This window comes from Marinobacter sp. bablab_jr003, assembly GCF_016464245.1.
In the GTDB taxonomy this organism is placed as follows: domain Bacteria; phylum Pseudomonadota; class Gammaproteobacteria; order Pseudomonadales; family Oleiphilaceae; genus Marinobacter; species Marinobacter vinifirmus.
In genome coordinates this window covers 245,323-270,431 of the sequence record NZ_JADARC010000119.1, presented here as the reverse complement: position 1 = coordinate 270,431, position 25,109 = coordinate 245,323, and the positions used below count along the sequence as shown (strand labels likewise).

The window sequence follows — 25,109 nt, the reverse complement described above, 5'->3', positions numbered from 1 at the left end:
TGGGCCTACACCGTGCTTTGCTGAACCGCTTCGATCAGCCCGTCAAGGTGTACGGTTTCATTGAACGGCGCCCGGGTTACCGGCGTGGCCTGGAGATCCTGTGCCGGAGCTGCGATGGGAAAGAGTAACCAGGGTGCCAGCATCCATCCGATCAACGCGCGCTTAGCCATCAACTTATTCCTTTTTGGCATTTGCTAATAACCGAATTCTAGCATCCTTTTCACCCGATGAAATCAGGCCCGGGGGTTATTTTCCGGCTGTTCCGGCGGAGCCTCTGAGCCGCCCTCTTCGGCCGGTTTCCAGCCTTTGTCACCCAGGTCGTCACTTTCCGCCAGCAACCGCAGCAGGCGTTCCCGGGTCATGCTCTCGTGCAGCTCGATCTGGCGCTGCTCGTTGCGAAGGGACTTCAACAGTGCCGTTGCCATGAAGATCATCAGCACCATGAACGGAAAGGCCGCCAGTATGGAGATGGTCTGCAGCGCCTCCAGCCCGCCACTGAGCAACAGTACACCGGCCACAGACACCTGCACTATGCCCCAGGTCAAGCGGGACCAGCGTTTCGGGTTGAGCACCCCCTTGCTGGTGAACATCCCCAACACAAAGGTAGCCGAGTTAGCAGAAGTGATAACAAACAATACGATCAGCACCAGCATCAGCCCGCCCAGAATGGCAGTACCCGGCAGGTATTCCAGGGTGGCAAACAAGGCCGAACTCATTTCCGTGGTGACCGCCTCGCCCAGCGCCGCGCCCTCGAACAGTTCGAAATACAGCGCTGAACCGCCAAAGGTGGAGAACCAGACAATACTCAGCAGCACCGGCATACCGATCACCCCGAACACGAACTCTCGGATGGTGCGACCGCGGGAAATCCGGGCAATAAAGCTGCCCACAAACGGCGCCCACGACAACCCCCAGGCCCAGTAGAAAATGGTCCAGCGCTCTACCCAGTCATCGCCGGTGTAGGGCGTCATCACCAGGCTCATGCCCACCATGTTGGAAAAATAATCCCCGATGGCATTGGTCATGGCCGCCGTAATGAAATCGGTGGGCCCGAAGAAAAACACGAATACCAGCAAACCCGCCGCCAGCACCATGTTGGCATCACTCACGTAACGGATACCGCTTTCCAGCGGCGCCAGCGAACACAGCAGAAATACCGCGGCCACACCCGCCAGGATGAACAGCTGTTGGCTGACCCCGAATGCCGTGCCGGCCACCGCCCCCAGACCACTGTTGATCTGGATAACCCCCAGCCCGAGTGTGGTGGCAACCCCGAACACCGTGGAGACCACCGCCAGGATATTGATGGCATGGCCGGCACCGGAATCTACCCGGTCGCCCATGGTGGAGCGGAAAGCTTCACTGATCAGGCCGGGGCGCTGCAGCCGGAAACGCACATAGGCAATGGCCAGCCCTACCAGCGCGAAATTGGCCCATTGGTGAAAGCCCCAGTGAAACAGCGAATAGCGCATGGCCATACTGGCCGCCTGCGGGCTTTCCGGTTCAGCGGAACCAAACGGCGGCGAAACAAAGTGGCTCATGGGCTCGGCCACCGCCCAGAACACCAGCCCCACCCCCATACCGGCTGAAAAGATCATGCCCAGCCAGGTCAGGTAGGAGAACTCCGGCGCCTCGCCGTCGGCCCCCAGTCGTATCCGGCCGTAGTCACTGCCGGCAATCGCTATGCAGAACACCAGGAAACCCGAGGTGGCAAACAGGTACAACCAGCCAAAGTGCAGGGTGGTGAACTCCAGGGCCTTGTGGGCATAGAAGGACAACTGGTCCGGCATCAGCCCGCCGGCCACCACAAAGACCGCCAGCAGAACAAATGAACTGTAGAAAACCCAACCGGGACGATGACTCATAACCACCCTGTTATCCGATACTGCTGAATTTATAGCGCCCCATTCTAGTCCCCCTGCAGAAAAGCACAAAAAAAACCCGGACAGACTCAACATCTGCCCGGGGTATAAATGTCACCCGCCGGCTATGAGAAGCGGGTAACCGCCATAATCGTCTTTACCACCGGGCCGTGAGTGCTGCGCGCACGGTACGGCCGGGTTCGTTGACCTTGAAAAACGCCTGGCCCAGGGCATCCGCTTTGCTCACGTGAGATGCCCAGGTCTTGTCGAACACGTTGTCCACCGCCCAGGTCAGGCTCAGGTTAGCCATCAGCGGATGGGTACCGGACAGGTTGAACACGCCGTAGCCCGGCGAGGTGCCGGGATCAAGGCCAGACTCCATGTCTACCCGATCCTGCCGGCGCGCCAGTTCCAGTTGCCTTCACGGCCCGACAAGCTGATTTCGAGCTTGTTGTGCTTTTCGGTATCCAGGCCCGGGTTACCCACCCAACCCAGCATTTTGTTGACGTAGCGTTCGGTCACTCCAGGGCTGCGCACACTGTGGCTGGCCACGACATCCAGGCTACGGTTCGGCGCATATCGCCACTCACCGCTGACAAAACCGCTGACATTGTCATCATTGGCATCGGTTCTGGTGGTGCCATATACCTGCTCATAAGCCTTGGCCGCACTCATCGACACCATGGTTCCATCTGGCTTTTTAAGCATGTAGGTCTGGTCAGCCTTGGTGGCCTGCATCTCTACGCGGTCGTAACGAATACCGGCACCCAACCGGGTGTTCATGCGGATCTGGTGGAAGGCTTCAACAAACACACCCACACGATCCCGCTCAACGCCAGGCCACATGTAAGAGGCCACAACATCTTTATCCACGTTGTTCAGGGCGGCATCCCAGTCGTTGCTTTCCACATCCACACCGATGGCAATGTCTTTGGTGTAGTTGATGGTCTGATCCAGCACCAGCCGCACGCCTTGAGTACGGGTCTCCGAGGCGGTCAACATTTTCATGGGAGCCGTTTGCTCGCGCAGACTGAAGTTGTCCATCACATGGTCAACGTCCGCCTGCCAGGCCATCAGGTTCCAGCCTCCATTGGCAACGGGCGCACCCAGCTCCATCCGGTACAGGTCGGTGTCGGTTTTCGGCGCGTCCATACCACGGCCCGGGAAGCTGACATCCCGCTCTTCCTGGCGGCTGACCATGCCTTTGATGTAGAAGCCGTTATCAGCTGTCCACGCACCATCCACCCGGCCTTCGGTGTTTTCGTAGGAGCTGCGGACTTCGTTACCGTCGCCGCCTTCGTAGTCGTCGGCTTCGTCGTAGCCGCCGCAGAAAGCCTGGCCGCTTCGGCGGACTGGCCTTCGGTTACCCGGATGACCACCGGGTTTTCAGCTTCGGACCGGGCATTGGCAAGGGGTGCGACGGCATAGCCGGCCATCACAAGGCTGATACAGCGAGCCAGGTGGGTTTGTCTCAACATCGGTTGGCAGTCCTTGGATCGTTTTAGTTGGTTGCATGACTAATGATCCGGAATTGTAAGACCCTTCCTTAAGCCTGGCTTGAGACACAATGCCGCACCTCTTTGGGGGTATCTCCGATAGGTGCAGAAGCACATTGTTTCGCCCTGCACTTGCAAAACTACCGTCAGATGTGGTGAAATCTCGTCCCTTTTTTTGGGTGGTCGCAAATTCTTGTGGCTTTCAATACGCGAATTCCGAGGGCTTATCCCATGACAGCAAAACTCGACGAAAAGCTGGAACCGATTTACCAGGACGTTCTGCACCGCAACCCCGGTGAGAAAGAGTTCCACCAGGCGGTTCATGAAGTGCTGGAAACTCTGGGGCCTGTGTTGGTGAAGTACCCCGAGTTCGCCGACAAGAAGATCATCCAGCGCATCTGCGAACCAGAGCGCCAGATCATCTTCCGTGTACCCTGGCAGGACGACAGCGGCGAGATCCACATCAACCGCGCCTTCCGTGTTGAATTCAACAGCGCCCTGGGGCCCTATAAAGGCGGCATGCGTTTCCACCCTTCCGTTTACCTGGGCATCATCAAGTTCCTGGGCTTCGAGCAGATCTTCAAGAACGCCCTGACCGGCCTGCCCATTGGCGGCGGTAAAGGTGGCAGCGACTTCGATCCGAAGGGCAAGTCCGACGACGAAATCATGCGTTTCTGCCAGAGCCTGATGACCGAGCTGTACCGTCACCTGGGCGAGTACACCGACGTTCCTGCCGGTGACATCGGCGTGGGCGGCCGCGAGATTGGCTACCTGTTCGGCCAGTACAAGCGCATCACCAACCGTTACGAGTCCGGCGTGTTCACCGGCAAGGGCCTGGACTGGGGCGGCAGCCGTGCCCGAACCGAAGCTACCGGCTACGGCACTGTATTCTTCACCCACGAAATGCTGAAAGCCCGTGGTGACTCCCTGGAAGGCAAGACTGTCGTGGTTTCCGGCTCCGGTAACGTGGCCATCTACGCCATCGACAAGTGCCACGAGCTGGGCGCCAAGGTCATTGCCTGCTCCGACTCCCAGGGCATGATCGTGGACGAGAACGGCATCAACCTGCAGACCCTCAAGCGTATCAAGGAAGTTGAGCGTCGTCGCATCAGTGCCTACACCGAGTTCCACAAAGACGCCAAGTACGTGGAAGACGGCAACATCTGGAGCGTTCCGTGTGACGTGGCCCTGCCTTGCGCCACCCAGAACGAGCTCAACGGCAGCGATGCCAAGACCCTGGTCGAAAACGGCTGTATCGCCGTGGCAGAAGGCGCCAACATGCCGACCACCCCGGAAGGCATCATCATCTTCCAGGATGCCAAGATCGCCTACGGCCCGGGCAAGGCAGCCAACGCCGGTGGTGTTGCTACCTCTGCGCTGGAAATGCAGCAGAACGCCAGCCGTGACTCCTGGACCTTCGATTACACCCAGAAGCGCCTTGAGGAAATCATGATTGATATCCACAAGAACTGCTACGAGACTGCGGCCGAGTTCGGCGCCGAAGGCAACTACGTGCTGGGCGCCAACATCAATGGCTTCCTGCGGGTTGCCAAGGCCATGAACGCCATGGGCGTTATCTGATCCTGCCATGAACGGCGAAGAACCTCGCCAGTCCGAAGACCGGGTATCTACCGGTCTGGCCGGACTGGACGAGGTTCTGGATTACCTCAGAATCGGCGATAACGTTGTCTGGCGGGTCTCCCACCTTGATGACTATCGCCGTTTCGTCCTTCCCTTCGTTGATGCCGCCGCCGATGCCGGCCGGCAGATTCTCTACCTCCGGTTTGGCGACCATCCGCCGATCATTGAAAACCACCCTGCCGTTCGCACGATCGAAATCGACGCCCTTGGCGGTTTTGAAAGCTTCACCAGCCGGGTCTGGCACCTGATCGAGCAACACGGTCGCGGCGCGTTCTACGTCTGTGACAGCCTGAGCGAGCTGCTCAATGCCTGGGCCACCGACGCCATGGTGGGTAATTTCTTCCGGGTGGTATGTCCGTACCTGTTCGAGCTGGATACCGTGGCCTGGTTTGCCCTGCACCCGGAGCGCCACTCCCGGATGACCCTGGACAGAATCCGCCAGACTACACAGGTAATGCTGGACGTTCGCCGCCATGGCGACAATGTGCAGGTACAGCCAATCAAGGCCTGGCGCCGGCAATCGCCCACCATGTTCCTGCCCCACCGGGAGCATAACGGCCAATTCTGCCCGATTACCGACAGCAGCGATGCCACCCGGTTACAGGCCAGCCTGGAACAGGAAAGCCTGCACCGGCAGCCCCTTCTGGATTACTGGGACCGATTGTTCCAGGACGCCAGCCGGGCCCTGTCCGAAAACGACGACGCCGCCATTGCCAACCTTCAGGAGCAGGTGCTGCAGGTTCTGGTCAGCCGGGACCCGCAGATACTGGAACTGGCCCGCCGTTATCTGTCACTGGAAGACCTGCTGGCCATCCGCGGCCGGCTGGTGGGCAGCGGCTATATCGGCGGCAAGGCCACGGGCATGCTGATTGCCCGGAACATCCTGCTGAAAGACGATCCGCAACAATGGCAGGAGATGCTGGAACCCCACGACTCCAGCTATCTGGGCACCGATGCTTACTATGCCTTCCTGGTGCACAACGGCCTATGGCCGGCGATCATGCGCCAGCGCTCCGCCACCGGTTACCTGGCAGAAGCCCCGGCCCTGCAAAACGGCATTCTGGAAGGCCGCTTTCCCGATGAAATCCGGGCAGACCTGGAGCGCCTGCTGGACCACTACGGCCAGTACCCGATCCTGGTGCGCTCATCCAGCCTGCAGGAAGACGGTTTCGGCAATGCCTTTGCGGGCAAGTACGACAGTGTGTTCCTGGTCAACCAGGGCTCGCCCGAACAGCGACTGGCCGCGCTGGAAGATGCCATCCGGCAGGTGTATGCATCGTCCATGAGCAAAGATGCGCTGGTATACCGCAAACAGCGGGGCCTGGACCAGCGGGAAGAACCCATGGCGCTGCTGATCCAGCGGGTAAACGGCCGGTTCCACACCCGCTACTACTTGCCGGATGCCGCCGGCGTGGGGGTGTCCCGCAACACCTTTGCCTGGGACAGCAACATGGACCCGAAAGCCGGCATGGTGCGACTGGTGATGGGCCTGGGCACCCGGGCGGTGGACCGTATTGAAGGCGACCACGCCTGCGTGATGGCACTGGACCATCCCACCCGGCAGCCGTTCCGCAACCAGGACGAAAGCTTCCGGTTCTCCCAGCACCTGGTGGACCTGCTGGACCTGGAAACCGGGGGCCTCGAAACCCGGCCCCTGAGCCAGATGCTTCCATCTGCGCCAAACCTGCCCATGAACCACCTTGCCGAAATCGACCGGGACGCCACCGCCAGGGCCGAGCAGATCGGCCTTGATGGCCCGGTCTGGCGCCTGACCTTCCGGCCGCTGGTGCAGGGCAGCCGGTTTATCAGCCGGCTATCGAGCCTGCTGGCCACCCTGGAAGCCGGTTACCGGCATCCGGTGGATGTGGAATTTACCCTGCACCTGAACGCTGAGGGAGAGCCGTCTTTCAACCTGGTGCAATGCCGCCCACTGGCCACCATTGGCGAAACCGGCCCGGTGCAGATTCCGGACCCGCTGCCCGAGCCCCGGCTGCTGTTCCGGACCCGGGGCCATTTCATGGGCGGCAACATCAACCTGGCCATCACAAGGGTGATCCGGGTAAACGCCGCCATCTATGCCGGCCTGAATACCAATGAGCGCTACGAGGTAGCACGGCTGGTCGGTGAAACCGTGCGGGCTTCGGCCGAAGCCACGATGCTGGTCGGCCCCGGTCGCTGGGGCACCAGCAGCCCGGAACTGGGTGTTCCGGTGCGGTTTTCCGACATTGCCGGCGTGGCCGCGCTGGTGGAAGTGTCAGAAAACGCCGGCGACATGGTGCCGGACCTGTCCTACGGTTCGCATTTCTTCCAGGACCTGGTGGAAACCGGCATAGCCTATGCGGCCCTGTTCCCGGATACCGCCCACTGCCAGTACCACCCTGATCGCCTGCCACCCTGCCAGCTTTCAGGAATGGCTGGGCAAGCTGCAGAAGCCGTGGAAGTCCATCACATCACCCGGGGCCAGCTGCAACTGACCGGCGATGTGGTAAGCCAGCAACTGGTGTGTTATTTCACCGATTGACCCCTGACAAAAGGTCGCACGTTGTTCAGGTGCGCCGCAGCCGCTTGCTGCTAGAATGCCCTCATGGAATGGCTCACTCACTCTCAGACCGGTTTTCGCCAGGCTGCCCGCTACCTGCTGGGCATGCGGCTGGCCATCATCACCACGCAACTGGTGGCTATTGCCGTTGCCGAATCCGTCATCACCCTGGCGCACCGGGCCGAGGCCCTGCTGGTTTGCCTGCTGTACGGCGTGTTGGCCACCCTTGGCTGGCTCTGGTTCAACCGCAAACCGCCCGAATCCTCGGTTCCGGTCAGCCTGACCCTGGCCACGGACCTGATCCTGATCGGTCTTTGGCTGTTCTACACCGGTGGCTATACCAATCCGCTGGTGTCGGTGTTGCTGCTACCCATTGCCGTGGCCATTATCCTGGTACCGGCCCGCCAGAGTATTGCGCTAACGCTCACCGGCATTGCCGTGTACACCGCCCTGGTCATCTGGCACACCCCGGTGGTGCACGATCACCACGGTGGCGACCTCGCCCAGCTACACCTTGTTGGCATGTGGGTGACCTTCGCCCTGACCGCCGGCATTCTGCTGCTGGTGGTGGGCACCCTGGCCCGTCGCCTGCGACACCAGCAAAGCCAGCTGTCCCGGTTCCGGGAAAACCGGTTGCGGGATGAGCAGGTAATCGCCCTTGGCCTCTCGGCGGCGGCGGTTGCACACCGGCTCGGCACGCCACTGAACACCATGACCTTGCTACTGGACGAAATCCGTTCCCACAGCGGCCAGGGCAACCCGGAGCTGGAAGAAGACCTGGACATGATGGGCCAGCAGGTGATGCTGTGCAGCAGCCACCTGCAGCAGCTCACCAAAACCGCCGTAGAAGCCAAGACCGCCCAACTGGAAACCCTGCCAGTAGGTGAGTGGCTGGCCAGGTTGCGGGAATCCGCCACCCTGCTGTGGCCGTCCGGCCCTATCCAGTGGGCAAAGGATCATCCCGATGCCCGCATTGCGGTCGACGCCACCCTCGACCAGGCCACCCTGAACCTGTTGGCCAATGCCCTGACCGCCAGCCCCCAGTGGGTAGCAGTCAGCAGTCGGCAAACCGATAACGGCCGCATAGAGATTGTGGTCGAAGACCACGGTGAAGGGCTGGAGGCCGCCCTGGCCGGGGCACCCGGCGAGGACATTGTTGATTCCAGGAACGGTCTGGGAGTTGGCCTGTTTTTGTCTAATGCCACCATCCAGCGGCTGGGCGGCAACCTGAAAGCCCGAACCGGCAACACCGGAACCACCATGGTGATCGATTTGCCGCAGACCGTGACATCCACTGCAGGAGAGCCGGAATATGTCTGAACAGGAACAGTGGCTGATTGTTGATGACGACCAGGCCTTCCTGCAGGTGCTGAGCCGCTCCCTGGCCCGGCAGGGTATCGAGGCCATCACCGCCAGCAACCACGACAGCGCCCTGGATGCGCTGGATGCCCACAACATCCGCCGCTGCGTGCTCGACCTGAACCTGGCCGGCGAGAGCGGACTGCAGTTGCTGCCGGAACTTCTCGACACCAACCCGGACCTGGACGTACTGGTGCTCACCGGCTACGGCAGCATTGCCACTGCCGTGGAGGCCATGCGCCGGGGGGCTGCCAACTACCTATGCAAACCGGTGACCGTACAGCAGCTGATCAGTGGCTTTGAACCGCTGGAAGCCCCGCCTGAATTGCGCCCGGAGCCACCCTCGGTGGAAGAAATGGAATGGGAACACATCCAGCGGGTGCTGAATGAGCACGAGGGCAACATCTCGGCGACGGCCCGGGCCCTGAACATGCACCGCCGCACCCTGCAAAGGAAGCTGCAAAAACACTCCCGCTGGCGCCAATAACCCCAACGCAAGCTATTCAATCCACACGATTTTGACGGACATCAATTCCGTCAGACTAATGTGTAATGCCCGCAATTCGCGTATACGCTAGGATTGCGCGGCGCCTGACTTTTGCAATAAATGGATAATCCGCTGACTGTCACTGCGGCCATCTCGGCCTCTACGGACGGTTAAACTGATTGCGATTGCTATACTTTCCGGCGCACTCACAGGGAGGAGAGCCAACCGCCAATTACCGGATTTACCCGAGATGCCCAAAGGTCCCGAACACATCGCACCAACTGCTGATATTTCCCCGGCCCGGCTGGCACTGGTGGCCACCACCACCAGCAACATGGTGCTGATCCTGGATGGCGAGGCCCGCATCGAATGGGTAAACGGCGCGTTTGAGGCCCATACCGGTTACCCCCTGACCGATATCCGGGGCAAAAAGCCGTTTGACCTGTTACCCGGAACCGGCACCGACAAGGAAACCGTCGCCCGCATCCGGGCGCACTTCGCCAACGGCGAACCCTTCGAAGAAGACATCCTGCACTACACCGCCAGCGGCACCCCGTATTGGGTACACACCTGCAGCATGCCGATCGGCAAAGCAGAGGGCGTGGAGCCGGGGTTTGTCGTCATCCAGACCAATATTTCCGACCGCAAGCACGGCGAGCGGGGCCTGCGTATTGCCGCCAGCGTATTCGACCGCAGCCACGAAGCCATCCTGATCACCGACAAGCACAACCGCATCATGGATGTGAACCCGGCCTTCGCCCGCATCACCGGCTACAGCCGGGAAGAAGTGCTGGGCCTGAACCCGAACATTCTCAGCTCCGGCCGGCACTCCAAGGCCTACTACCAGTCCATGTGGCGCTCTATCGAGCAAAACGATTTCTGGCGTGGCGAGCTGTGGAACCGGCGCAAGAATGGTGAGGAATATGTGGAGTTGTTGTCGGTCAGCCGGGTTCACCTGGAGGAGCCGGGGCAATATTTTCACGTGGCGTCGTTTTCCGACATTACCGCCCTGAAAAACCATGCCCGGGACCTGGACCGGGCTGCTAACTACGATGAACTCACCGGCCTGCCCAACCGGCAGTTGCTGGTGGAACGCCTGCGCACGGCCCGCCAGCACGCCGACCGCCAGAAACGTTCGCTCTCGGTGTGTTACCTGGACATTGACGGTTTCAAAGCCATCAACGACGAATTCGGCCACGACGCCGGCGACAAGGCCCTGAAAACCGTGGCCGACCGCCTGGCCCACAGTCTGCGACGGGGCGACACCATCGCGCGGATCGGCGGCGACGAGTTTGTCATCCTGGTTCAGAGCGACAACCCGGAAATCGTCTATCAGCGACTGCTGTCGGAAGTGAGCCAGCCGATCCCGGTGGCGGATACCTTTATTACGGTCACCGCCAGCCTGGGCGCCGCCATTTATCCGGACGACAACACCGACGCCGAAGGCCTGATCCGCCACGCCGACCAGGCCATGTACGCGGCCAAGGAAAAAGGCCGTAACCAGTTCCACATTTTCGACCCCGGTGAAGACGCCTTCCGGCGCCAGCGCCGCAATCAGCTGGTGGAAATCGGCAATGCGCTGGAGCACAACGAATTCGAACTGTATTTCCAGCCCCAGGTGCGGCTGGCAGACTGCCAGGTGGTGGGCTTTGAAGCCCTGATCCGCTGGAACCACCCGGCCAGGGGTCTGACCACGCCCGGGGAGTTCCTGCCTGCGGTAGAGAACAGCCACCTGGAAGTACCGCTGGGCAGCTGGGTGCTGAAAGAAGCCATCCACCAGATGAACCTGTGGAACGAGGCCGGCGAGCAGCTTGCGGTGAGCATTAACATCGGCGCACCGCACCTGATGGACCGGAGCTTTGTGCACTACCTGGAAAGCTACCTGCAGAGCCACCCGGAGGTAAATCCGGAACAGATCACACTGGAAGTGCTGGAATCCACCGCCCTGGAAGATATTCAGCGCGCCGAGAACGTACTGGCAAAGTGCCAGACCCTGGGCCTCCAGGTTGCGCTGGATGATTTCGGAACCGGGTTCTCATCCCTGACTTACCTGCGCACCCTGCCGATCAACATGATCAAGATCGACCAGAGTTTCATCCGCGACATGCTGCAGGACGACAGCGACCGGGCGATTGTGGAAAGTGTGATTTTCATGGCCCAGCGCTTCGAGAAACCGACCCTGGCCGAAGGCGTGGAAACCATGGCCCAGGCCGAAGCGCTCATGGCCATGGGCTGCAACCTGGTGCAAGGCTATGCCGTGGCCCGGCCCATGCCGGCTTCCGAGGTGCTGCCCTGGCTGGCCATGTGGCGGGAGAATGCCTCCTGCAAGGCCCAGTCGGAGCCCCCCCGCTAGCGATACCGGCGCTGGTCCAGGGTGCTCAACCGGTCGGGATGGAACACCATCAGGCCGGTCACAAAGGCTCCGTTGATAAAGCCTTCGGGAATCATGAACAGCGGCAGGTAGCGCAGGTATTCGTGCACCAGCATGTCGAAACTATAGGCTCCGCTGGTCCAGAGCAGCAAACACATCACCACCCCGGCCGCCGCCACTGACAGCCCGGCACCAAAGAACCCGCAAAAGAAGATATAAGCGAAGAAATTGCGGAAGTTACGCCGCCGCTCCCACAGCATGATGCCGTGGCTCACCAGGGCCGGCACCATTACCGTGACCAGGCCGTTGGCGGCAAACATCATCAGCGGTTCGCGCCCGGTAATCACCGTAATCACCAGCGCCAGCAGGCCGGCAAGTACTGCCAGCGCCCACCCCAGCATGAGGGTAATCACGGTAATTCCGAAAATGTGAATCGCGAGCCCCGGCGAGATGCCCGCCCGCAGCTGCCAGAGAAAACCCAACACCACCGCCGCTCCGAACAGGGTGTGCTGGGTTGTGTTGTCGTTGCGAAACGCCCGCCAGTCCACGGCCCGAAGTGCCGCAATCAGAACCAGCACAAACAACAGGGCGGTAAACAGCCACTGGCCAGTAGAGAGCAGGTTGTCGGTCATTCCCATCGGCGGTCACCGGTTGCTGGCATGAAATACGGGGGCAGTGTTCAACATACCCCCGCGCCGGTCAATGGGATCACTACGCTCAGATCATGCGATCGCCGGCCGGTTGGTGAGCGCCTGCCAGGCCTCATAGGTACTCAGGTGCACGCCACCGCCCAGGTGTTCCAGAAACTCCGTGCACTTGAGCCGGTCCATCACCGGGCCTTTCACCTCCGACAGGTGCAGCCTTGCGCCGGCATCGTGCAGGCGCTCGTTGATGGCTTCGAGGCTTTCCAGCGCCGAGGCATCAATCAGGTTCACCGCGGGGCACACCAGCACCAGGTCTGTCAGTTCCGGCTCCCGGGTGATCAGGTCCATCACCGTTTCCTCAAGGAACCGGGCATTGGCAAAATACAGGCTTTCGTCCACACGCAGGAACGTCACCTTCGGGCAAAGCTCCACATCATGGCGCAGCACGTTGCGGAAATGCTCGGTGCCCGGCACCCGCCCTACCACGGCACTGTGGGGCCGGCTGGTTCGATACAGGAACAACCCGATGGACAGCGCCACCCCGGCAATAATGCCTGCCTCCACGCTGTGAACCAGGGTCAGCACAATGGTGGCCAGCATGGCGCCAAAGTCGGTACGGGAATACCGGAAGGTGCGAGCCAGCGCCGGCAGGTCAATCAGCGTAGCCACCGCCACGATAATCGTCGCTGCCAGCGTGGCCTGGGGCAGCCAGGCAATGGCAGGCGTCAGGAACAGGGTGGCCAGGGCAATCCCCACCGCCGTATAGGCTCCCGCCGCCGGCGTTTCCGCACCGGCATCAAAGTTGACCACGGAGCGGGAGAAGCCACCGGTTACCGGCATACCTCCGGAGAAACCGGAACCCAGGTTGGCGGTGCCCAGGCCGATCAATTCCTGGTCCGGATCAATGCGCTGGCGCCGCTTGGCTGCGAGCGTCTGGCCCACGGAAACCGATTCCACAAAGCCCACCACACTGATCAGCAGGGCACTGACGGCCAGCTGGGACCATACCGAGGGCTCCAGGCTTGGCATGGTGAAGGAGGGCAAACCCGATGGCACGGCACCCACCAGCCGGACACCCTGTTCATCCAGCCGCAGGGCCCAGGCCACCAGGGTTGTCACCACCACTGCCAGAATCGGTGCCGTCTTGGTGAAAATATCCGCGGCACGGGGCGCCAGGCCCAGCTTGCTCAGCAGCGGCTTCAGGTAGCGACGGGACCACACCAGGAACAGCAGGGCACCGCCACCCACCAGCAGAGTGGGCAGGTTGATGTCAGCCAGGCCGGTGAACAACGATCCGACAATATCGATCAGGTTGTGCCCGGACGACTGGATACCAAACAGGTGCTTGAGCTGACTGGCCGCAATCACAATCCCCGATGCGGTAATGAATCCCGAGATTACCGGGTGGCTGAGGAAATTGGCCATAAAGCCAAGCTTCATCACCCCCATTACCGTCAGCATCAGGCCCGACATCACCGCCAGCAGAACGGCTCCGGCGAGGTATTCCGGCGTACCGGCCTCAGCCAGTGGCGCCAGAGCGGCCGCGGTCATCAACGAAGCCACGGCTACCGGCCCGACAGACAATGTCCGGCTGGTACCAAACACGGCATAGATCACCAGGGGCAGGATACTGGCATAGAGCCCGACATGGGCAGGCAGGCCTGCCAACAGGGCATAGGCCAACGACTGCGGGATCAGCATGACCGTAACGATCACAGCCGCGATCAGATCACTGGTGACCTGATCGCGATTGTAGCGCGGCGCCCATTGCAGAATGGGCAAGTAGCGTTTCAGATTCATACCCGGCTCAGAACCGGTTAACCGGAACTTTCAGGTAAACCTGGCCGTTATCCTCTGCCGGTGGCATATAGCCGGCCCGCATATTCACCTGCACCGAGGGCAGGATCAGCCGCGGCATATCCAGGGTGGCATCCCGCTCGGTGCGCATTTTCACAAACTCCTCTTCGGAGATACCTTCATGCACATGCACATTGGCCTCACGCTGCTCCGCCACCGTGGTCATATGCTGGTACTCATCCCGGCCTGGTGCCTTGTAGTCATGGCACAGGAAGATACGAGTCTCCGGCGGCAGGGTGAGCACCTTCTGGATCGATTGATACAGGGTGCGCGCATCGCCACCCGGGAAATCGCAGCGGGCGGTGCCGTAGTCGGGCATGAACAGGGTATCGCCCACAAACGCAGCGTCGTCGATCACGTAGGTCAGGCAAGCGGGAGTGTGGCCCGGGGTATGCAGCACCCGGCCCTGCAGGTTGCCGATGGTAAAGGTGTCGCCTTCCTGGAACAGCTTATCGAACTGGCTGCCATCGCGGGCAAACTCGGTACCTGCATTGAAAGCTTTACCAAAAATTTCCTGAACATCGACGATTTTTGCGCCAATTCCCGTCTTTCCGCCAAGATGTTCGTGCAGATAGGGTGCTGCAGACAGGTGATCTGCGTGCACATGGGTCTCCAGAATCCACTCAACCGCCAGGTTGTTGTCTCGAACGTACTGGATGATCTCGTCTACAGAGCGCACGTCGGTGCGGCCGGCGGCGTAGTCGAAATCCAGCACCGAATCCAGGATGGCACAGGCCTGACTGTCCGGATCACGCACCACGTAACTGAACGTATTGGTGGGTTCGTCGAAGAAATGCTGAACGATAGGCTGAGTCATGGTATTCACCTTGGATGTCGCCGATATCTATGATTTGATCTAAGGATATACTGAAACGATATATAAGGTGAAATTCTGTTTTCTTATATAGGCGATAAGCTCGATGCATCACACCGGGCACCGGAACACGTTCCGGCCCCCGGCAGGGTGTTTGCTCAGCGTTGCCCGAGAAGCTGTGTGGCCTCGCGGCGGCGACCGTCATCTGCCAGCTCACGACCCGGCCTGCCTGGCGCCGACAGTACTTTTTCCAGGTACACCCGCGCCCGCTCCGGCTCATCCTGATCCAGCAGAAAATCCCCGAAAAAATAATTGGCATCAATGCCATCAGGGTTGATCGCCAGGGCTTTTTGCAGGTAACTCCGGGCCTTGCTGTCATCCCCGAACCCCAGCGGCCAACCCGGGACCTGGTAGTATAGACTACCCAGAGACGTATAGGCCGAGCCATCCAGCGCTTCCGGATCGATGTCCAGTGCCGCTTCCAGTGAAGCCCTGGCCTCTTTTACCAGCCCCAGGGCGCCCAGACCGCCTTTGGCGCCAGCGTAGGTGCTGAGCACAATACCCTGCCAGATCAGCGGTTCCGCCCGGCCCGGGTAACGCTCAACAAAGGCCTTGGCCTCGGTGGCCAGTTCCTCGAATGCCTTTTCTTTTTCCTGTTCGGGTGTCTGATACTGGATTTCAGCCCAGCGTTGCTGGATCTGCGCCAGTTCGGTTGGTACATCCTGGGCCCACGCCGGCATGGCCAGCAACGCGGCCAATACCATCATCATCCACTTCATGACATTGCTCCTGAATCCAGAAAGCGCCGGATGACCGGCAGTTGTTTCAACATGGCTTTATCCACCATCTTCGGCAGGATGCCGTTGATCACCACAAACAGTTTTTCCGGCCAGCCCAGGAAGCGCCGGCGCTCATCCTTTTCCATGGCCTGAAGAATCTGGGCCGCCACGGTTTCCGGAGCGTCCATGGCATTGCCCAGCGCCCGGTTCAACTCGTTCACCGGCTCCGGGTTCATGGCCGTGGCGGTCGCCCTGGGGGCCACGTACACCACCTGCACCGGGGTATCCGCCAGCTCCCGGCGCAGGGCTTCGGTAAAGCCGCGCAGGCCGAATTTGCTGGCACAGTAAGCGGTGTAGCCCGGGAACCCGATACTGCCGAAGGTGGAACCCACAAACACCAGGCCGCCCATCCCCGCTTTACGGAACCGCGGGACAAAATGCCGGGCGACCAGCATGGCGGAACGCAGGTTGACCATGAGCTGGGCGTCCAGGTCGCTGACCGCCATGCCCTCCAGCGCCGCAAAGCGGTTCTGGCCGGCGCAGTGGATCACGCCATCAATATCCGGATACACCTCGGTCAGCTGTTGCAGTTGCCGGTCCAGTTCCAGGCTGGCCAGCTCCAGGTGCACCGGGGAAACGCCTGCGCGCTTTTCCAGCCGCTCGGGATGGCGGGTCGCCACAATCACCCGGGCACCACTTTCCACCAGGGGGCTGATCAGGGCCTGGCCAATGCCGCCAGTGCCGCCCAGCAGCAGAAAGGTTCGGTCATGCAGCCTCATGGCGCTGCTCCTTGTTACTGGCCGGCAGCGGAATGCTGTGCAGCATGTCGCCGTACAGGCGGTACACCATGCGGGCCGACTCGATGATGACCTGCTGGTCGTCCGGATCTGTAATGCTGTCCATCAGGTTGCGGAAGAACTCGAAGTGCTCCTGGTCCAGCGCGCCGTGAGAATACAGATAGCTGAAGGCCTGGTCAGGCAGGCCCAGCTGCTTCTGAATGGCTTCACCCAGGGGCGTGGCCAGTTCAATGGAGGTGCCTTCCAGTACCTGAACCATGCCGAAAAAGGCGGCCGGGTTACCGCGCTGGATGCGGTCGTACAGGTAAGCCACCATCAGCTCGATGGAGGTATCCGGCTGGCCATGGCGAATGTCTTCCTTGTCTTCACCACAGGCTTCCAGGTCGTTCAGGATCCACTCGTGGTGGCCGTATTCTTCCTCGATGTATTCCACCAGCGCCTTGCGTACAATCTCCAGCCGCTCGGGCAGCCGGCCACCGCAGGCCATCATCAGCGGTACCGTGTGTTTCACGTGGTGGTAGGCCTGGGTCAGAAACCAGGTGTAGCCTTCAAGGTCAAAGCGACCCTCCTGGATGGCCTGAATCACCGGGGCTCCGGTGACATGGGCCCGGGCCTGTTCGGTTTCGGATTGCAGTCGGTCAAAAAATGCCATGTTGGAGACTCCTGGCGTTGTCTGTTGGGGAGACGTGCCCGCAGGCACAGAAAGATTCATAAAAAGGGGAAAGGCTTCAGCCATGAGCATGGGCAGGTCAGCCTGAATCTGATGCCGCACCGGGCGGCCGTTGGCGGTGATATGGCCTTCGGCCTGGGTCAGGGGTTGCCGGCGGATGTACACGGCCTGCAAGCGGGCGTAGTCGGGCAAGCCGGCATTGAGTGCCGTCAGGGCTGCCCGCAGCTTGTCAGGGCCACGACCATCCCGAACCACCAGCAAGGCGCTGGGCTGTGGTTCGCCATCACCAAACACCACGGCCTGGGCGGCGCCCACGGCCTGTACCAACTCGCTCTCCAGCCATTCCGGGCTGATGTTGCGACCAAAACTGGTAATGATCAGGTTCTTGGCGCGGCCGTTAACAGCCAGGAAGCCCTCCGGGCTGATCGCCCCAAGGTCTCCGGTGTCCAGCCAGCCATCATCTTCGGGCTCGTCGCCCAGATAACCCAGATGGGTGTTGCCCCGCACCAGAATCCGCCGATTGCCATCCACCTGAACCTGTACATGCGAAAGCGGCCGGCCCACAGTGCCCTCCCGCTCCACGCCCGGTACATTCAGGGCCACCACCGAGCCACACTCAGACAAGCCATAACCTTCATACAGGGGCAAATTCATCGCCCGGCCACGGGCCAGCAAATCCGGTGAAACCCGGCCACCACCAACGGCCAGGAAACGAAACGAATCCGTGGCCAGCGAACCCTGCTCGGCGGCATTGACCAGCGCCATGGCCAGCTCCGGCACCAGAATCACCGAATGGGGCTGGTGCTGATTCAGGCCGGCCACCAGCTGACCCAGTTCCAGGCCGCTGCTGCCAGTCATGCCCAGGGTTTGCAGCGGGGCAACCGTCACCGTGGCACCCATCAGCAGGGGCAGGTATACCCCGGCAATGTTCTCCAGCAGGGTCGCCAGCGGCAGGATGCACAGGTGTTGCTGTAACGTCACACCTTCAAGCCGCTGTTGCAGTGCACAAGCGGTCGCAGCCATCTGCTGCGCCGACAGGCACACGCCCTTGGGGGTACCGGTGCTGCCGGAGGTGAAGGTAATCTTGGCGGTGTGTTCCGGCATCCAGGCCGCCCCCGGAGACACCGGCAGGTGCCGCAGCCAGACACCCTGGCCAATCGCCTCCGCCTGTTCGGCCTCGGCACTGAACAGCAGGGCATCCAGCCCTGCCCGCTGAATCAGGTGCTCGGTCTGGCTTTTGGAGAAAAACACCGGCACCGGCACACACACCACCTCTGCCATCAGGCAGGCAAGGTCCGCCACCACCCAGGCCGGGGTGTTGACGCCACACAGCCCGATGCGTTTAACACCCAGATTTCGCAACTGATCAGCCACTGCTCCGGCTGCGCGCCACAAATCCTGGTAACTGAGCCCGGCATCCGGCCCGCGCAGGGCGATGTGATCCGGATGCTGCTGTACGCGCCGGAGCAACAGATCAGGCAAGGCGGCCATAGGCACCTCCCAGATCCGGCTGACGTCCGGCTTCGGCGGCAGCCACCGGCTGCACCAGCTTCAGCAAGCCAGCCTCGCGCAACGCCGACATGCCATCGGCCACCCGAATCGTCATCACCACCGGATGATGGTCGTAGTAGCCGCCCCAGCCGGCACCGCCATCCGGTAGCTTCGAAGGGTCGGCATCCGCCAGCACCCGGGTGGCAATGCCCAGCCGATGAAAGCTGTTACGCAACTGATCGGTACCGGTACACACCACCCAATCGTAGCCGGCGGCATCCAGCCACACCGAAAGAGAGGCAAACAGATAGCGGCTGACGCCGGCTTCCACCCCGGCCAGGTGGGCAATTTCGGCAATCCGGCTGCGTTCGGTGGCGGGTTCTGGCATCAGCGACTGAACCGGTACCGACAGGTAATCCTCCAGAAACAGCTTGTCGACGCCGGCATTTCGCACACCTACTGCGGCCAACAGACTGCCCTGGGCTGTGGTTAACGCGAGAAGGGACGGAATACGCAGGTTTGGTTCCGCACCATAGGCCTGCTGAAAGCGGCGCCGAATGAAGGCGGTAACACTCTCGGCCATTGTTGTACCGGGAAGGATTTCGCTAAACCACCGGCCGGCACAGCGAAGCGATGGCACAACATCTGGAGCATCCGGCGGACAATAGGCAGAAATAGTCAACGGATCAGTCATCAGGTTTCTCCAACAGCCAGGGCCAGGCCGGCCCTCTGGTTACGGCTGCCAGATTAGGAGGGGAGTCTTAACCCATCCTTAAGGCGCTGTCGGAGATTTCTTAAGCCCGCGTTAAGCTTTCTGTGGCACACTCGCCAAGATCACATATAGCAGGAACCGCCAATGCGCATACTGTTGGTAGAAGACGACCATCCACTTGCCCGCACAATGCTGGACATGCTCCGGCGGGACCAGCATACGGTCGACTGGCTCGACGATGGCCAGCAGGCTTTGACGGCGCTGAAGCAAGACCACTTTGACCTGGTGATTCTTGACCTGACCTTACCCCGGCTCGATGGCCTTGATGTTCTCCGGGGCGCAAGGCAGGCTGGAAACCACACCCCTGTAATCATTCTGACAGCCCGCACTGAACTGGATGAAAAGCTCCTTGGCCTTGATGCCGGGGCAGACGACTACCTCACCAAACCTTTCGCCATGGCCGAACTGAAAGCCCGGATGCGTGCAATAACCCGGCGCGGGGTTCCCACCAACGGCGATGCCGAGCTTCAGGTAGGGCAACTAAAGCTGAATACCGATACCGGTCAGCTTGTGGCAGGTGGCGAGACCTCCATACTGCCTCGCAGCGAATTCCAGATTCTTCACTACCTGATGCGACATCCTGGCCAGGTTGCCACCCGCCGGCGCCTGGAAGAGCAACTCTACGGCTGGGATTCCGGTGCCGAAAGCAACGCACTGGAGGTACACATTCATCACCTGCGCCGCCGGGTTGGCAAACCCGTCATCCGAACCATTCGGGGCGTCGGCTATGTTCTGGACCCTGAAGCCGCTACCGGAACTTCGGTATGTCCCTGACGCGTACTTTGACCCTTCTGGTTACCTCGACGGTGCTGCTGATCGCACTGCTCGCCTCCGTTTGGAGCTATATCGAGAGTAGTCATGAACTGGAGGAGCTGTTCGATGCCGAGCTTGCCCAAAGCACACGAATCGTACAGGGACTGGTTCGTCACCTGGTGGATACCCAGGCCCTTGAGCAGTTACCGGCAACCCTGAGCGAGACCCTGACCCTGCCGCTTGATCCCGCAGCGGAGATTGACCTTGAGGCCGACGAAGGCGAGATCCTGCCCGGCGGGGTTGGCCACAAATATGAGAAGAAACTGGCCTTCGAAGTATGGACCCCTGAAAGGGAGCCTCTGCTGGACACCCTGAACTCGGATGACAACCTGGGGCTCGCACCTGGCTATTCCTGGGCCGAATCCCGCGGCCATCGCTGGCGCACCTTTACCCTGCAGGATCCGGAAACCGGGTTCTGGATACGAACCGCCCAACGGGAAGACATCCGCGGCGAGCTCAGCCAGGAACTGGCACTTGGGAACGTACTGCCATTGATCCTGGCGTTGCCGCTGTTAGTCGTTGCGGTGATCGTCGCCGTTCAGGTCGGATTCCGCCCCCTGGCCCGGCTGGAGAAACCCATCCGACATATGGCGCCGGAGCGGATTCACCCGCTCGACGACCGGCAGGCGCCCAAGGAAGTCGCCGGCCTGGTACAGGCGGTAAACGCGCTACTCAGACGCCTGGACCTGGCCCTTGAACGGGAACGGCGGTTTTCCGCCGATGCGGCTCACGAATTGCGCACCCCCCTTGCAGCCCTGCGCCTTAACCTGGAACGGGCCTGTACGGAACATCCGGAATTGTCTCAGGATCTGATCCAATCCGTTGATCGCATGGTGCACCTGGTCGAGCAGATGCTACTGCTCAACCGGGTGGACTCCGGCATTGACTTCGCGCCGACCCAGACCAACCTTTCGGCCATCCTTGAACAGAGTGTTGCCGACGTTGCCCCCCTGGCCCTGAAGAAACAGATTGAACCCGTTCTTGAAGATAATACCCATCAGGCAATGGTTCAGTGCCATAGTGCACTGATCAATACCCTGATGCGCTCCCTGCTCGCCAACGCCATACAGTACAGCCCCCGGAACACCGTCATCACCACTCACCTGATCGCTGAGGGCGATGGCTACAGCATTTCGGTCTGTGATCAGGGGCCGGGCATTGACGCTGGAGAACGGGAGCGCGCCCTCAGTCGCTTTGTCCGGCTGGATCAACGCCAGGGTGGTGGTGCCGGACTGGGGCTTGCCATCGCACGCCGGATTGCCGAGCTGCACGGCGGCCACCTGATCCTGTCGGATCGGCCGGATGGTTGTTCGGGCCTGTGCGTCCGGGTCTGGCTGCCTATCAAATACCGATGCGAGCACAGCCGGCATTAAGGTTCGATTAAGGTTGGAAGCTGATAATTGATCCCCGTACCAGAGGGCCTGACCCCTGGATCATTTTTGGGGGAGCTTACAGATGCCACATCAACCAACCCTGTCGCTGGTGATACCCGCGAAAGATGAGCAGGATAACATCGCTGCGCTGTTGACCGAGACCTTCACCGTCATGCGCGATTATCCCGGATTTGAAGTGGTACTCGTTGATGACGGCAGCAGCGACCGGACGCTGGACACAGCCAGGCGCACAGCCACAGCTCTCGGCGGCAACCTGACAACAATCCGGCATGACCAGAGCATAGGACAGAGTGGGGCCCTGGCCACGGGCATACGTCAGGCCAGAGGCCAATTGATCGCTACCATGGATGGTGACGGCCAGAACGATCCTGCCGATATCCCGGCATTGCTGCAGAAAGCCAGCACTCTGAATCAACAAGATTTCTGTATTGCCGGTTACCGTTGCAACCGTAAGGACACGTCATGGAAGCGCTTTCAGTCACGGCTTGCTAACCGCGTTCGTAATGCGTTTCTCCATGACGGCGTACCAGACACCGGCTGCGGCCTGAAACTGATCCCTCGTGCCACGTTCCTTAAACTGCCCTGGTTCGACCACGCCCACCGCTTCATCCCCGCACTGGTGAAGGGGATGGGAGGGGTAATTGCCATTGTTGAAGTGAACCATCGGCCACGCACCGCCGGGGTATCGAAATACAACGCCTGGAACCGCGCCTGGGCCGGGATCATCGATATGATCGGGGTCATGTGGCTGCTTCGTCGCACACGGGTGCCCCGGATTGCCGGCGTGGCAGAGAGCGGTAACGAACAACCGATCACGGATCAGGCTTGATATGACCAGAGCTTTCCGCTGGCTGGCCCTTATCAGTCTGGTTCTTACCGGCTATTTCGCCATCGAAGGGCACTGGCTCGATCTCATCACCGACCAGGTGAGTATCGCGGGCTTCCTGCAACGTCATGGGTGGCCCGGATTCGCCGCAATCATCCTGCTGAGCGCCCTATTCACCGGATTTGGCGGCCCCCGGCAAGCACTCGCCTTTGTCCTTGGATTCGCCACCGGCAGCGTTGAGGGTACCGTCATATCGACCCTTGCCACCGCACTCGGTGCGACTGGCTGTTTTTATGCCGCCCGGTGGCTGCTGCGGGCACCGCTCCTGAACCGATTTGATCTTCGCATGCAGCGCTTCGACAGCCTGTTCACTGAAGGCACCCTGCTGAAAATCCTCATGATCCGTTTGCTGCCTGTGGGCAGCAACCTTGTCACCAATCTCCTCGCCGGGTGTTCCGGCATACGATTTGCCCCGTTTTTACTGGGCAGCGTTCTTGGCTACCTGCCCCAGATGGTGATCTTTGCAATGGCCGGCGCGGGTATTGGCCAGGCCCATCTCAACCAGTTTCTGGTAAGCGCGGTTCTGTTCGCCCTGGCAAGTGCCATTGGCGCTTACCTGTATCACAACCAGCGCAATCAGGCCCTTGCTGATTCCGTATCTGACCCCTCCTGAGTTGCAATTATGACACTCAATTTCCGTCTTCGGCGTTTACCCGACACCTTGTTCAGTCTGCCGCACAACCGGTTGTTACTTGTCTTGCTGGCCTTCGCGGCACTTATGATTCTGTCGGGCATCGGTTGGCGCTCTCCATGGCCTGCCGACGAACCGCGATTCGCCGAAGTAGCCCGGGAAATGGTGGCCTCCGGGCAATGGCTGCTGCCCATGCGGGGCGGCGAACTCTACCCGGACAAACCACCGGTGTTCATGTGGGCCATCGCCTTTTTCTACTGGCTGACCGGCAACCTGAAAATCGCGTTTCTGCTACCGAACGCCCTGTGTAGCCTGCTAACCCTGGGCCTGGTGTTCGATCTGGGCACACGCTTGTGGAACCAACGCACCGGCGCCATTGCCGCACTGCTGCTGATGCTGGCACCCCAGTTCCTGATTCAGGCCCAGCGAGCCCAGATTGATGCCATGGTGGCCTGCTGGATCATGGTGGCCTGTTACGGTCTGATCCGGCATTTTTTCGTGCAGCCGTCCTGGCGTTGGTATTTCGTGGCCTGGGCCTTTATGGGGCTTGGCATTATTACCAAAGGGGTTGGCTTTCTGCCCGCCTTGCTGTTCATTCCGATACTGGCCCTGAAACTGCAGGACACCTCTCGATTTCAGGGCACACTCCGCTGGCGCTGCGCCCTCGGGCCCCTGGCCATGCTGTCCGTTGTGGCCGCCTGGCTGGTACCGATGGTTCTGGCTGTCAATCACCTGGGCACCGACGAGGCCCTGGCTTATCGCGACAATATTCTGTTCAAACAGACCGGCGAGCGCTATGCCGATTCCTGGGGGCACATTCAGCCCTGGTATTACTACCTCGCCAATGTGATTCCCTCGCTGTGGTTTCCGTTGCCGCTGCTATTCCTGGCGCTGCTGAGGCCCGTTCGTAAGATTCTCAAACACAGGCTGGACGTTGTGGTTCTGCTGGCGTGGGTCATATTGGTGGTGGTGTTTTTCAGTCTGAGCCCGGGCAAACGCGGAGTGTATGTGCTGCCAGCTCTGCCGGCACTGGCCCTGAGCCTGGCCCCGGCATTGAGTGGACAAAACCCGGCACGCTGGTTCGGGGCAGTCATCAGTGCTCTGCATCTGCTGCTTGGTGCAGCCTTGATTACCCTGGGCGTGCTAGCCTGGAATGACCACCCTCGTCTGGTGGAAAAGGTCGCTGACTACACTCAGGATCCGGCCCGACTGCACGAAGCCGGCACCCTGTTGTTCACACTTGGGCTTATCTGGGTCGCAAGTCTCATGGCGCTCTGGCACTCCCGGGCACTCGAGCGCTGGTTCATTGCCCTGATGGTGAGTTGGCTGGTGTTCACAACCTGGGGTTATCGAATTCTCGAGCCATTGCGCACACCCAGGAATGTGCTCGCCGTAGCCGAGCAGACCGTGCCTGCCGGCGGGCAAATTGGCATGATCAATTTCCGGGAACAGTTCATTCTGTTTTCAAAACGGGACTTTACCCATTTCAGTTACTTCAGCAACAGGGAACAGGAAAGCCGCAACGCTTGGCTCTGGATGCGGGAGACACCGGATAGCTATCTGATTGTGGCAGGGGATGGAGAGCTTGGCTGTTTCAATAAGCAGGGTGCCCGACCGCTGGGCACCGCTCACCGGGATACCTACGTGCTGCTGAGCGACCAGGACATGACTGACAGCTGTGAACCACCGGACAAGGTGACACGCTTTACCACCGAAAACCCCGGGGAGTGGCTGGACTGATGCGACTCTGAGAACACCGCAAACTTTGCTGGTCTCACGTACAATGGGCGCTTTTGAATTCTCAAG

The 25,109-nt window shown here is 60.6% G+C and carries 21 protein-coding genes; 10 read left to right on the top strand and 11 right to left on the bottom strand.

Annotated elements, in window-relative coordinates; genetic code table 11:
• Positions 1 to 5 precede the first annotated feature (5 nt).
• From H3Z84_RS17115 to H3Z84_RS13465, 4 genes are all read right to left on the bottom strand, one after another.
• Entirely contained in the window at positions 6 to 170 is a 165-nt protein-coding gene (locus H3Z84_RS17115) for a hypothetical protein (RefSeq protein WP_228285854.1), read from the bottom strand.
• Between the two features lie 63 nt (positions 171 to 233).
• A complete protein-coding gene (locus H3Z84_RS13470; RefSeq protein WP_199457798.1) occupies positions 234 to 1,865 on the bottom strand; it encodes a BCCT family transporter in 1,632 nt (543 codons plus the stop codon).
• 154 nt (positions 1,866 to 2,019) lie between these two features.
• Positions 2,020 to 2,244: a TonB-dependent receptor gene (locus H3Z84_RS17110; protein WP_228285853.1), complete on the bottom strand. Its 225-nt coding sequence runs from the start codon at positions 2,242 to 2,244 to the stop codon at positions 2,020 to 2,022.
• A gap of 2 nt (positions 2,245 to 2,246) precedes the next feature.
• Positions 2,247 to 3,107, bottom strand: coding sequence for a TonB-dependent receptor (locus tag H3Z84_RS13465; RefSeq protein ID WP_323127003.1), 861 nt, complete (start codon positions 3,105 to 3,107; stop codon positions 2,247 to 2,249).
• Between the two features lie 482 nt (positions 3,108 to 3,589).
• On the opposite strand from H3Z84_RS13465, the gene gdhA reads away from it, so the two are divergent.
• The 5 genes from gdhA (at position 3,590) to H3Z84_RS13440 (ending at position 11,737) form a co-directional block, all read left to right on the top strand.
• Positions 3,590 to 4,939, top strand: a complete 1,350-nt coding sequence (gene gdhA, locus H3Z84_RS13460) for an NADP-specific glutamate dehydrogenase (RefSeq protein ID WP_022990586.1) — start codon at positions 3,590 to 3,592, stop codon at positions 4,937 to 4,939.
• A gap of 7 nt (positions 4,940 to 4,946) precedes the next feature.
• Positions 4,947 to 7,520, top strand: a complete 2,574-nt coding sequence (locus H3Z84_RS13455; protein ID WP_199457797.1) for a PEP/pyruvate-binding domain-containing protein — start codon at positions 4,947 to 4,949, stop codon at positions 7,518 to 7,520.
• 63 nt (positions 7,521 to 7,583) lie between these two features.
• Positions 7,584 to 8,858, top strand: a complete 1,275-nt coding sequence (locus tag H3Z84_RS13450; protein WP_199457796.1) for a sensor histidine kinase — start codon at positions 7,584 to 7,586, stop codon at positions 8,856 to 8,858.
• A complete protein-coding gene (locus H3Z84_RS13445) occupies positions 8,851 to 9,384 on the top strand; it encodes a response regulator transcription factor (RefSeq protein WP_022990583.1) in 534 nt (177 codons plus the stop codon). Before H3Z84_RS13450 ends, H3Z84_RS13445 begins: the two co-directional genes overlap by 8 nt.
• A gap of 250 nt (positions 9,385 to 9,634) precedes the next feature.
• The gene (locus H3Z84_RS13440) at positions 9,635 to 11,737 is read left to right on the top strand and encodes a GGDEF and EAL domain-containing protein (RefSeq protein WP_199457795.1); all 2,103 of its coding nucleotides are present in this window, start codon (positions 9,635 to 9,637) and stop codon (positions 11,735 to 11,737) included.
• Here H3Z84_RS13440 and H3Z84_RS13435 read toward each other — a convergent pair.
• The 7 genes from H3Z84_RS13435 to H3Z84_RS13405 form a co-directional block, all read right to left on the bottom strand.
• Entirely contained in the window at positions 11,734 to 12,393 is a 660-nt protein-coding gene (locus tag H3Z84_RS13435) for an energy-coupling factor ABC transporter permease (RefSeq protein ID WP_199457794.1), read from the bottom strand. The genes H3Z84_RS13440 and H3Z84_RS13435 overlap by 4 nt on opposite strands.
• Before the next feature lie 84 nt (positions 12,394 to 12,477).
• Entirely contained in the window at positions 12,478 to 14,199 is a 1,722-nt protein-coding gene (locus tag H3Z84_RS13430; protein ID WP_199457793.1) for a SulP family inorganic anion transporter, read from the bottom strand.
• A gap of 7 nt (positions 14,200 to 14,206) precedes the next feature.
• A complete protein-coding gene (locus tag H3Z84_RS13425) occupies positions 14,207 to 15,073 on the bottom strand; it encodes an MBL fold metallo-hydrolase (RefSeq protein ID WP_199457792.1) in 867 nt (288 codons plus the stop codon).
• A 155-nt stretch (positions 15,074 to 15,228) separates the two neighbouring features.
• Positions 15,229 to 15,849, bottom strand: coding sequence for a tetratricopeptide repeat protein (locus H3Z84_RS13420; protein ID WP_199457791.1), 621 nt, complete (start codon positions 15,847 to 15,849; stop codon positions 15,229 to 15,231).
• Complete coding sequence (locus H3Z84_RS13415) at positions 15,846 to 16,628, bottom strand: SDR family oxidoreductase (protein WP_022990577.1); 783 nt, start codon at positions 16,626 to 16,628, stop codon at positions 15,846 to 15,848. The genes H3Z84_RS13420 and H3Z84_RS13415 overlap by 4 nt, the downstream gene beginning before the upstream one ends.
• Complete coding sequence (locus H3Z84_RS13410; RefSeq protein WP_199457790.1) at positions 16,615 to 18,807, bottom strand: AMP-binding protein; 2,193 nt, start codon at positions 18,805 to 18,807, stop codon at positions 16,615 to 16,617. Before H3Z84_RS13410 ends, H3Z84_RS13415 begins: the two co-directional genes overlap by 14 nt.
• Positions 18,791 to 19,390, bottom strand: a complete 600-nt coding sequence (locus H3Z84_RS13405) for a thermostable hemolysin (RefSeq protein ID WP_228285852.1) — start codon at positions 19,388 to 19,390, stop codon at positions 18,791 to 18,793. The genes H3Z84_RS13410 and H3Z84_RS13405 overlap by 17 nt, the downstream gene beginning before the upstream one ends.
• A 273-nt stretch (positions 19,391 to 19,663) precedes the next feature.
• Here H3Z84_RS13405 and H3Z84_RS13400 point away from each other — a divergent pair, with 273 nt between their 5' ends.
• From H3Z84_RS13400 to H3Z84_RS13380, 5 genes are all read left to right on the top strand, one after another.
• Positions 19,664 to 20,353 (top strand): response regulator transcription factor, encoded by a 690-nt coding sequence (locus H3Z84_RS13400; protein WP_199457788.1) that lies wholly within the window; start codon positions 19,664 to 19,666, stop codon positions 20,351 to 20,353.
• Positions 20,344 to 21,765: an ATP-binding protein gene (locus tag H3Z84_RS13395; protein ID WP_199457787.1), complete on the top strand. Its 1,422-nt coding sequence runs from the start codon at positions 20,344 to 20,346 to the stop codon at positions 21,763 to 21,765. Before H3Z84_RS13400 ends, H3Z84_RS13395 begins: the two co-directional genes overlap by 10 nt.
• Before the next feature lie 82 nt (positions 21,766 to 21,847).
• On the top strand, positions 21,848 to 22,615 hold the full coding sequence (locus tag H3Z84_RS13390; RefSeq protein WP_199457786.1) for a glycosyltransferase family 2 protein: 768 nt from the start codon (positions 21,848 to 21,850) through the stop codon (positions 22,613 to 22,615).
• Between the two features lies 1 nt (position 22,616).
• Positions 22,617 to 23,285 (top strand): TVP38/TMEM64 family protein, encoded by a 669-nt coding sequence (locus tag H3Z84_RS13385; protein WP_199457785.1) that lies wholly within the window; start codon positions 22,617 to 22,619, stop codon positions 23,283 to 23,285.
• 9 nt (positions 23,286 to 23,294) lie between these two features.
• Positions 23,295 to 25,043 carry an ArnT family glycosyltransferase gene (locus H3Z84_RS13380; RefSeq protein ID WP_199457784.1) on the top strand — a complete coding sequence of 583 codons (1,749 nt, stop codon included), beginning with the start codon at positions 23,295 to 23,297 and terminating at the stop codon, positions 25,041 to 25,043.
• Positions 25,044 to 25,109 lie beyond the last annotated feature (66 nt).

Excerpts from the sequence above, each read along its gene's own strand:
- H3Z84_RS17115 (WP_228285854.1), bottom strand. The coding sequence starts at position 170 with ATGGCTAAGCGCGCGTTGATCGGATGGATGCTGGCACCCTGGTTACTC.
- H3Z84_RS13470 (WP_199457798.1), bottom strand. The coding sequence starts at position 1,865 with ATGAGTCATCGTCCCGGTTGGGTTTTCTACAGTTCATTTGTTCTGCTG.
- H3Z84_RS17110 (WP_228285853.1), bottom strand. The coding sequence starts at position 2,244 with ATGGAGTCTGGCCTTGATCCCGGCACCTCGCCGGGCTACGGCGTGTTC.
- gdhA (WP_022990586.1), top strand. The coding sequence starts at position 3,590 with ATGACAGCAAAACTCGACGAAAAGCTGGAACCGATTTACCAGGACGTT.
- H3Z84_RS13455 (WP_199457797.1), top strand. The coding sequence starts at position 4,947 with ATGAACGGCGAAGAACCTCGCCAGTCCGAAGACCGGGTATCTACCGGT.
- H3Z84_RS13450 (WP_199457796.1), top strand. The coding sequence starts at position 7,584 with ATGGAATGGCTCACTCACTCTCAGACCGGTTTTCGCCAGGCTGCCCGC.
- H3Z84_RS13445 (WP_022990583.1), top strand. The coding sequence starts at position 8,851 with ATGTCTGAACAGGAACAGTGGCTGATTGTTGATGACGACCAGGCCTTC.
- H3Z84_RS13440 (WP_199457795.1), top strand. The coding sequence starts at position 9,635 with ATGCCCAAAGGTCCCGAACACATCGCACCAACTGCTGATATTTCCCCG.
- H3Z84_RS13435 (WP_199457794.1), bottom strand. The coding sequence starts at position 12,393 with ATGGGAATGACCGACAACCTGCTCTCTACTGGCCAGTGGCTGTTTACC.
- H3Z84_RS13430 (WP_199457793.1), bottom strand. The coding sequence starts at position 14,199 with ATGAATCTGAAACGCTACTTGCCCATTCTGCAATGGGCGCCGCGCTAC.
- H3Z84_RS13425 (WP_199457792.1), bottom strand. The coding sequence starts at position 15,073 with ATGACTCAGCCTATCGTTCAGCATTTCTTCGACGAACCCACCAATACG.
- H3Z84_RS13420 (WP_199457791.1), bottom strand. The coding sequence starts at position 15,849 with ATGAAGTGGATGATGATGGTATTGGCCGCGTTGCTGGCCATGCCGGCG.
- H3Z84_RS13415 (WP_022990577.1), bottom strand. The coding sequence starts at position 16,628 with ATGAGGCTGCATGACCGAACCTTTCTGCTGCTGGGCGGCACTGGCGGC.
- H3Z84_RS13410 (WP_199457790.1), bottom strand. The coding sequence starts at position 18,807 with ATGGCCGCCTTGCCTGATCTGTTGCTCCGGCGCGTACAGCAGCATCCG.
- H3Z84_RS13405 (WP_228285852.1), bottom strand. The coding sequence starts at position 19,390 with ATGGCCGAGAGTGTTACCGCCTTCATTCGGCGCCGCTTTCAGCAGGCC.
- H3Z84_RS13400 (WP_199457788.1), top strand. The coding sequence starts at position 19,664 with ATGCGCATACTGTTGGTAGAAGACGACCATCCACTTGCCCGCACAATG.
- H3Z84_RS13395 (WP_199457787.1), top strand. The coding sequence starts at position 20,344 with ATGTCCCTGACGCGTACTTTGACCCTTCTGGTTACCTCGACGGTGCTG.
- H3Z84_RS13390 (WP_199457786.1), top strand. The coding sequence starts at position 21,848 with ATGCCACATCAACCAACCCTGTCGCTGGTGATACCCGCGAAAGATGAG.
- H3Z84_RS13385 (WP_199457785.1), top strand. The coding sequence starts at position 22,617 with ATGACCAGAGCTTTCCGCTGGCTGGCCCTTATCAGTCTGGTTCTTACC.
- H3Z84_RS13380 (WP_199457784.1), top strand. The coding sequence starts at position 23,295 with ATGACACTCAATTTCCGTCTTCGGCGTTTACCCGACACCTTGTTCAGT.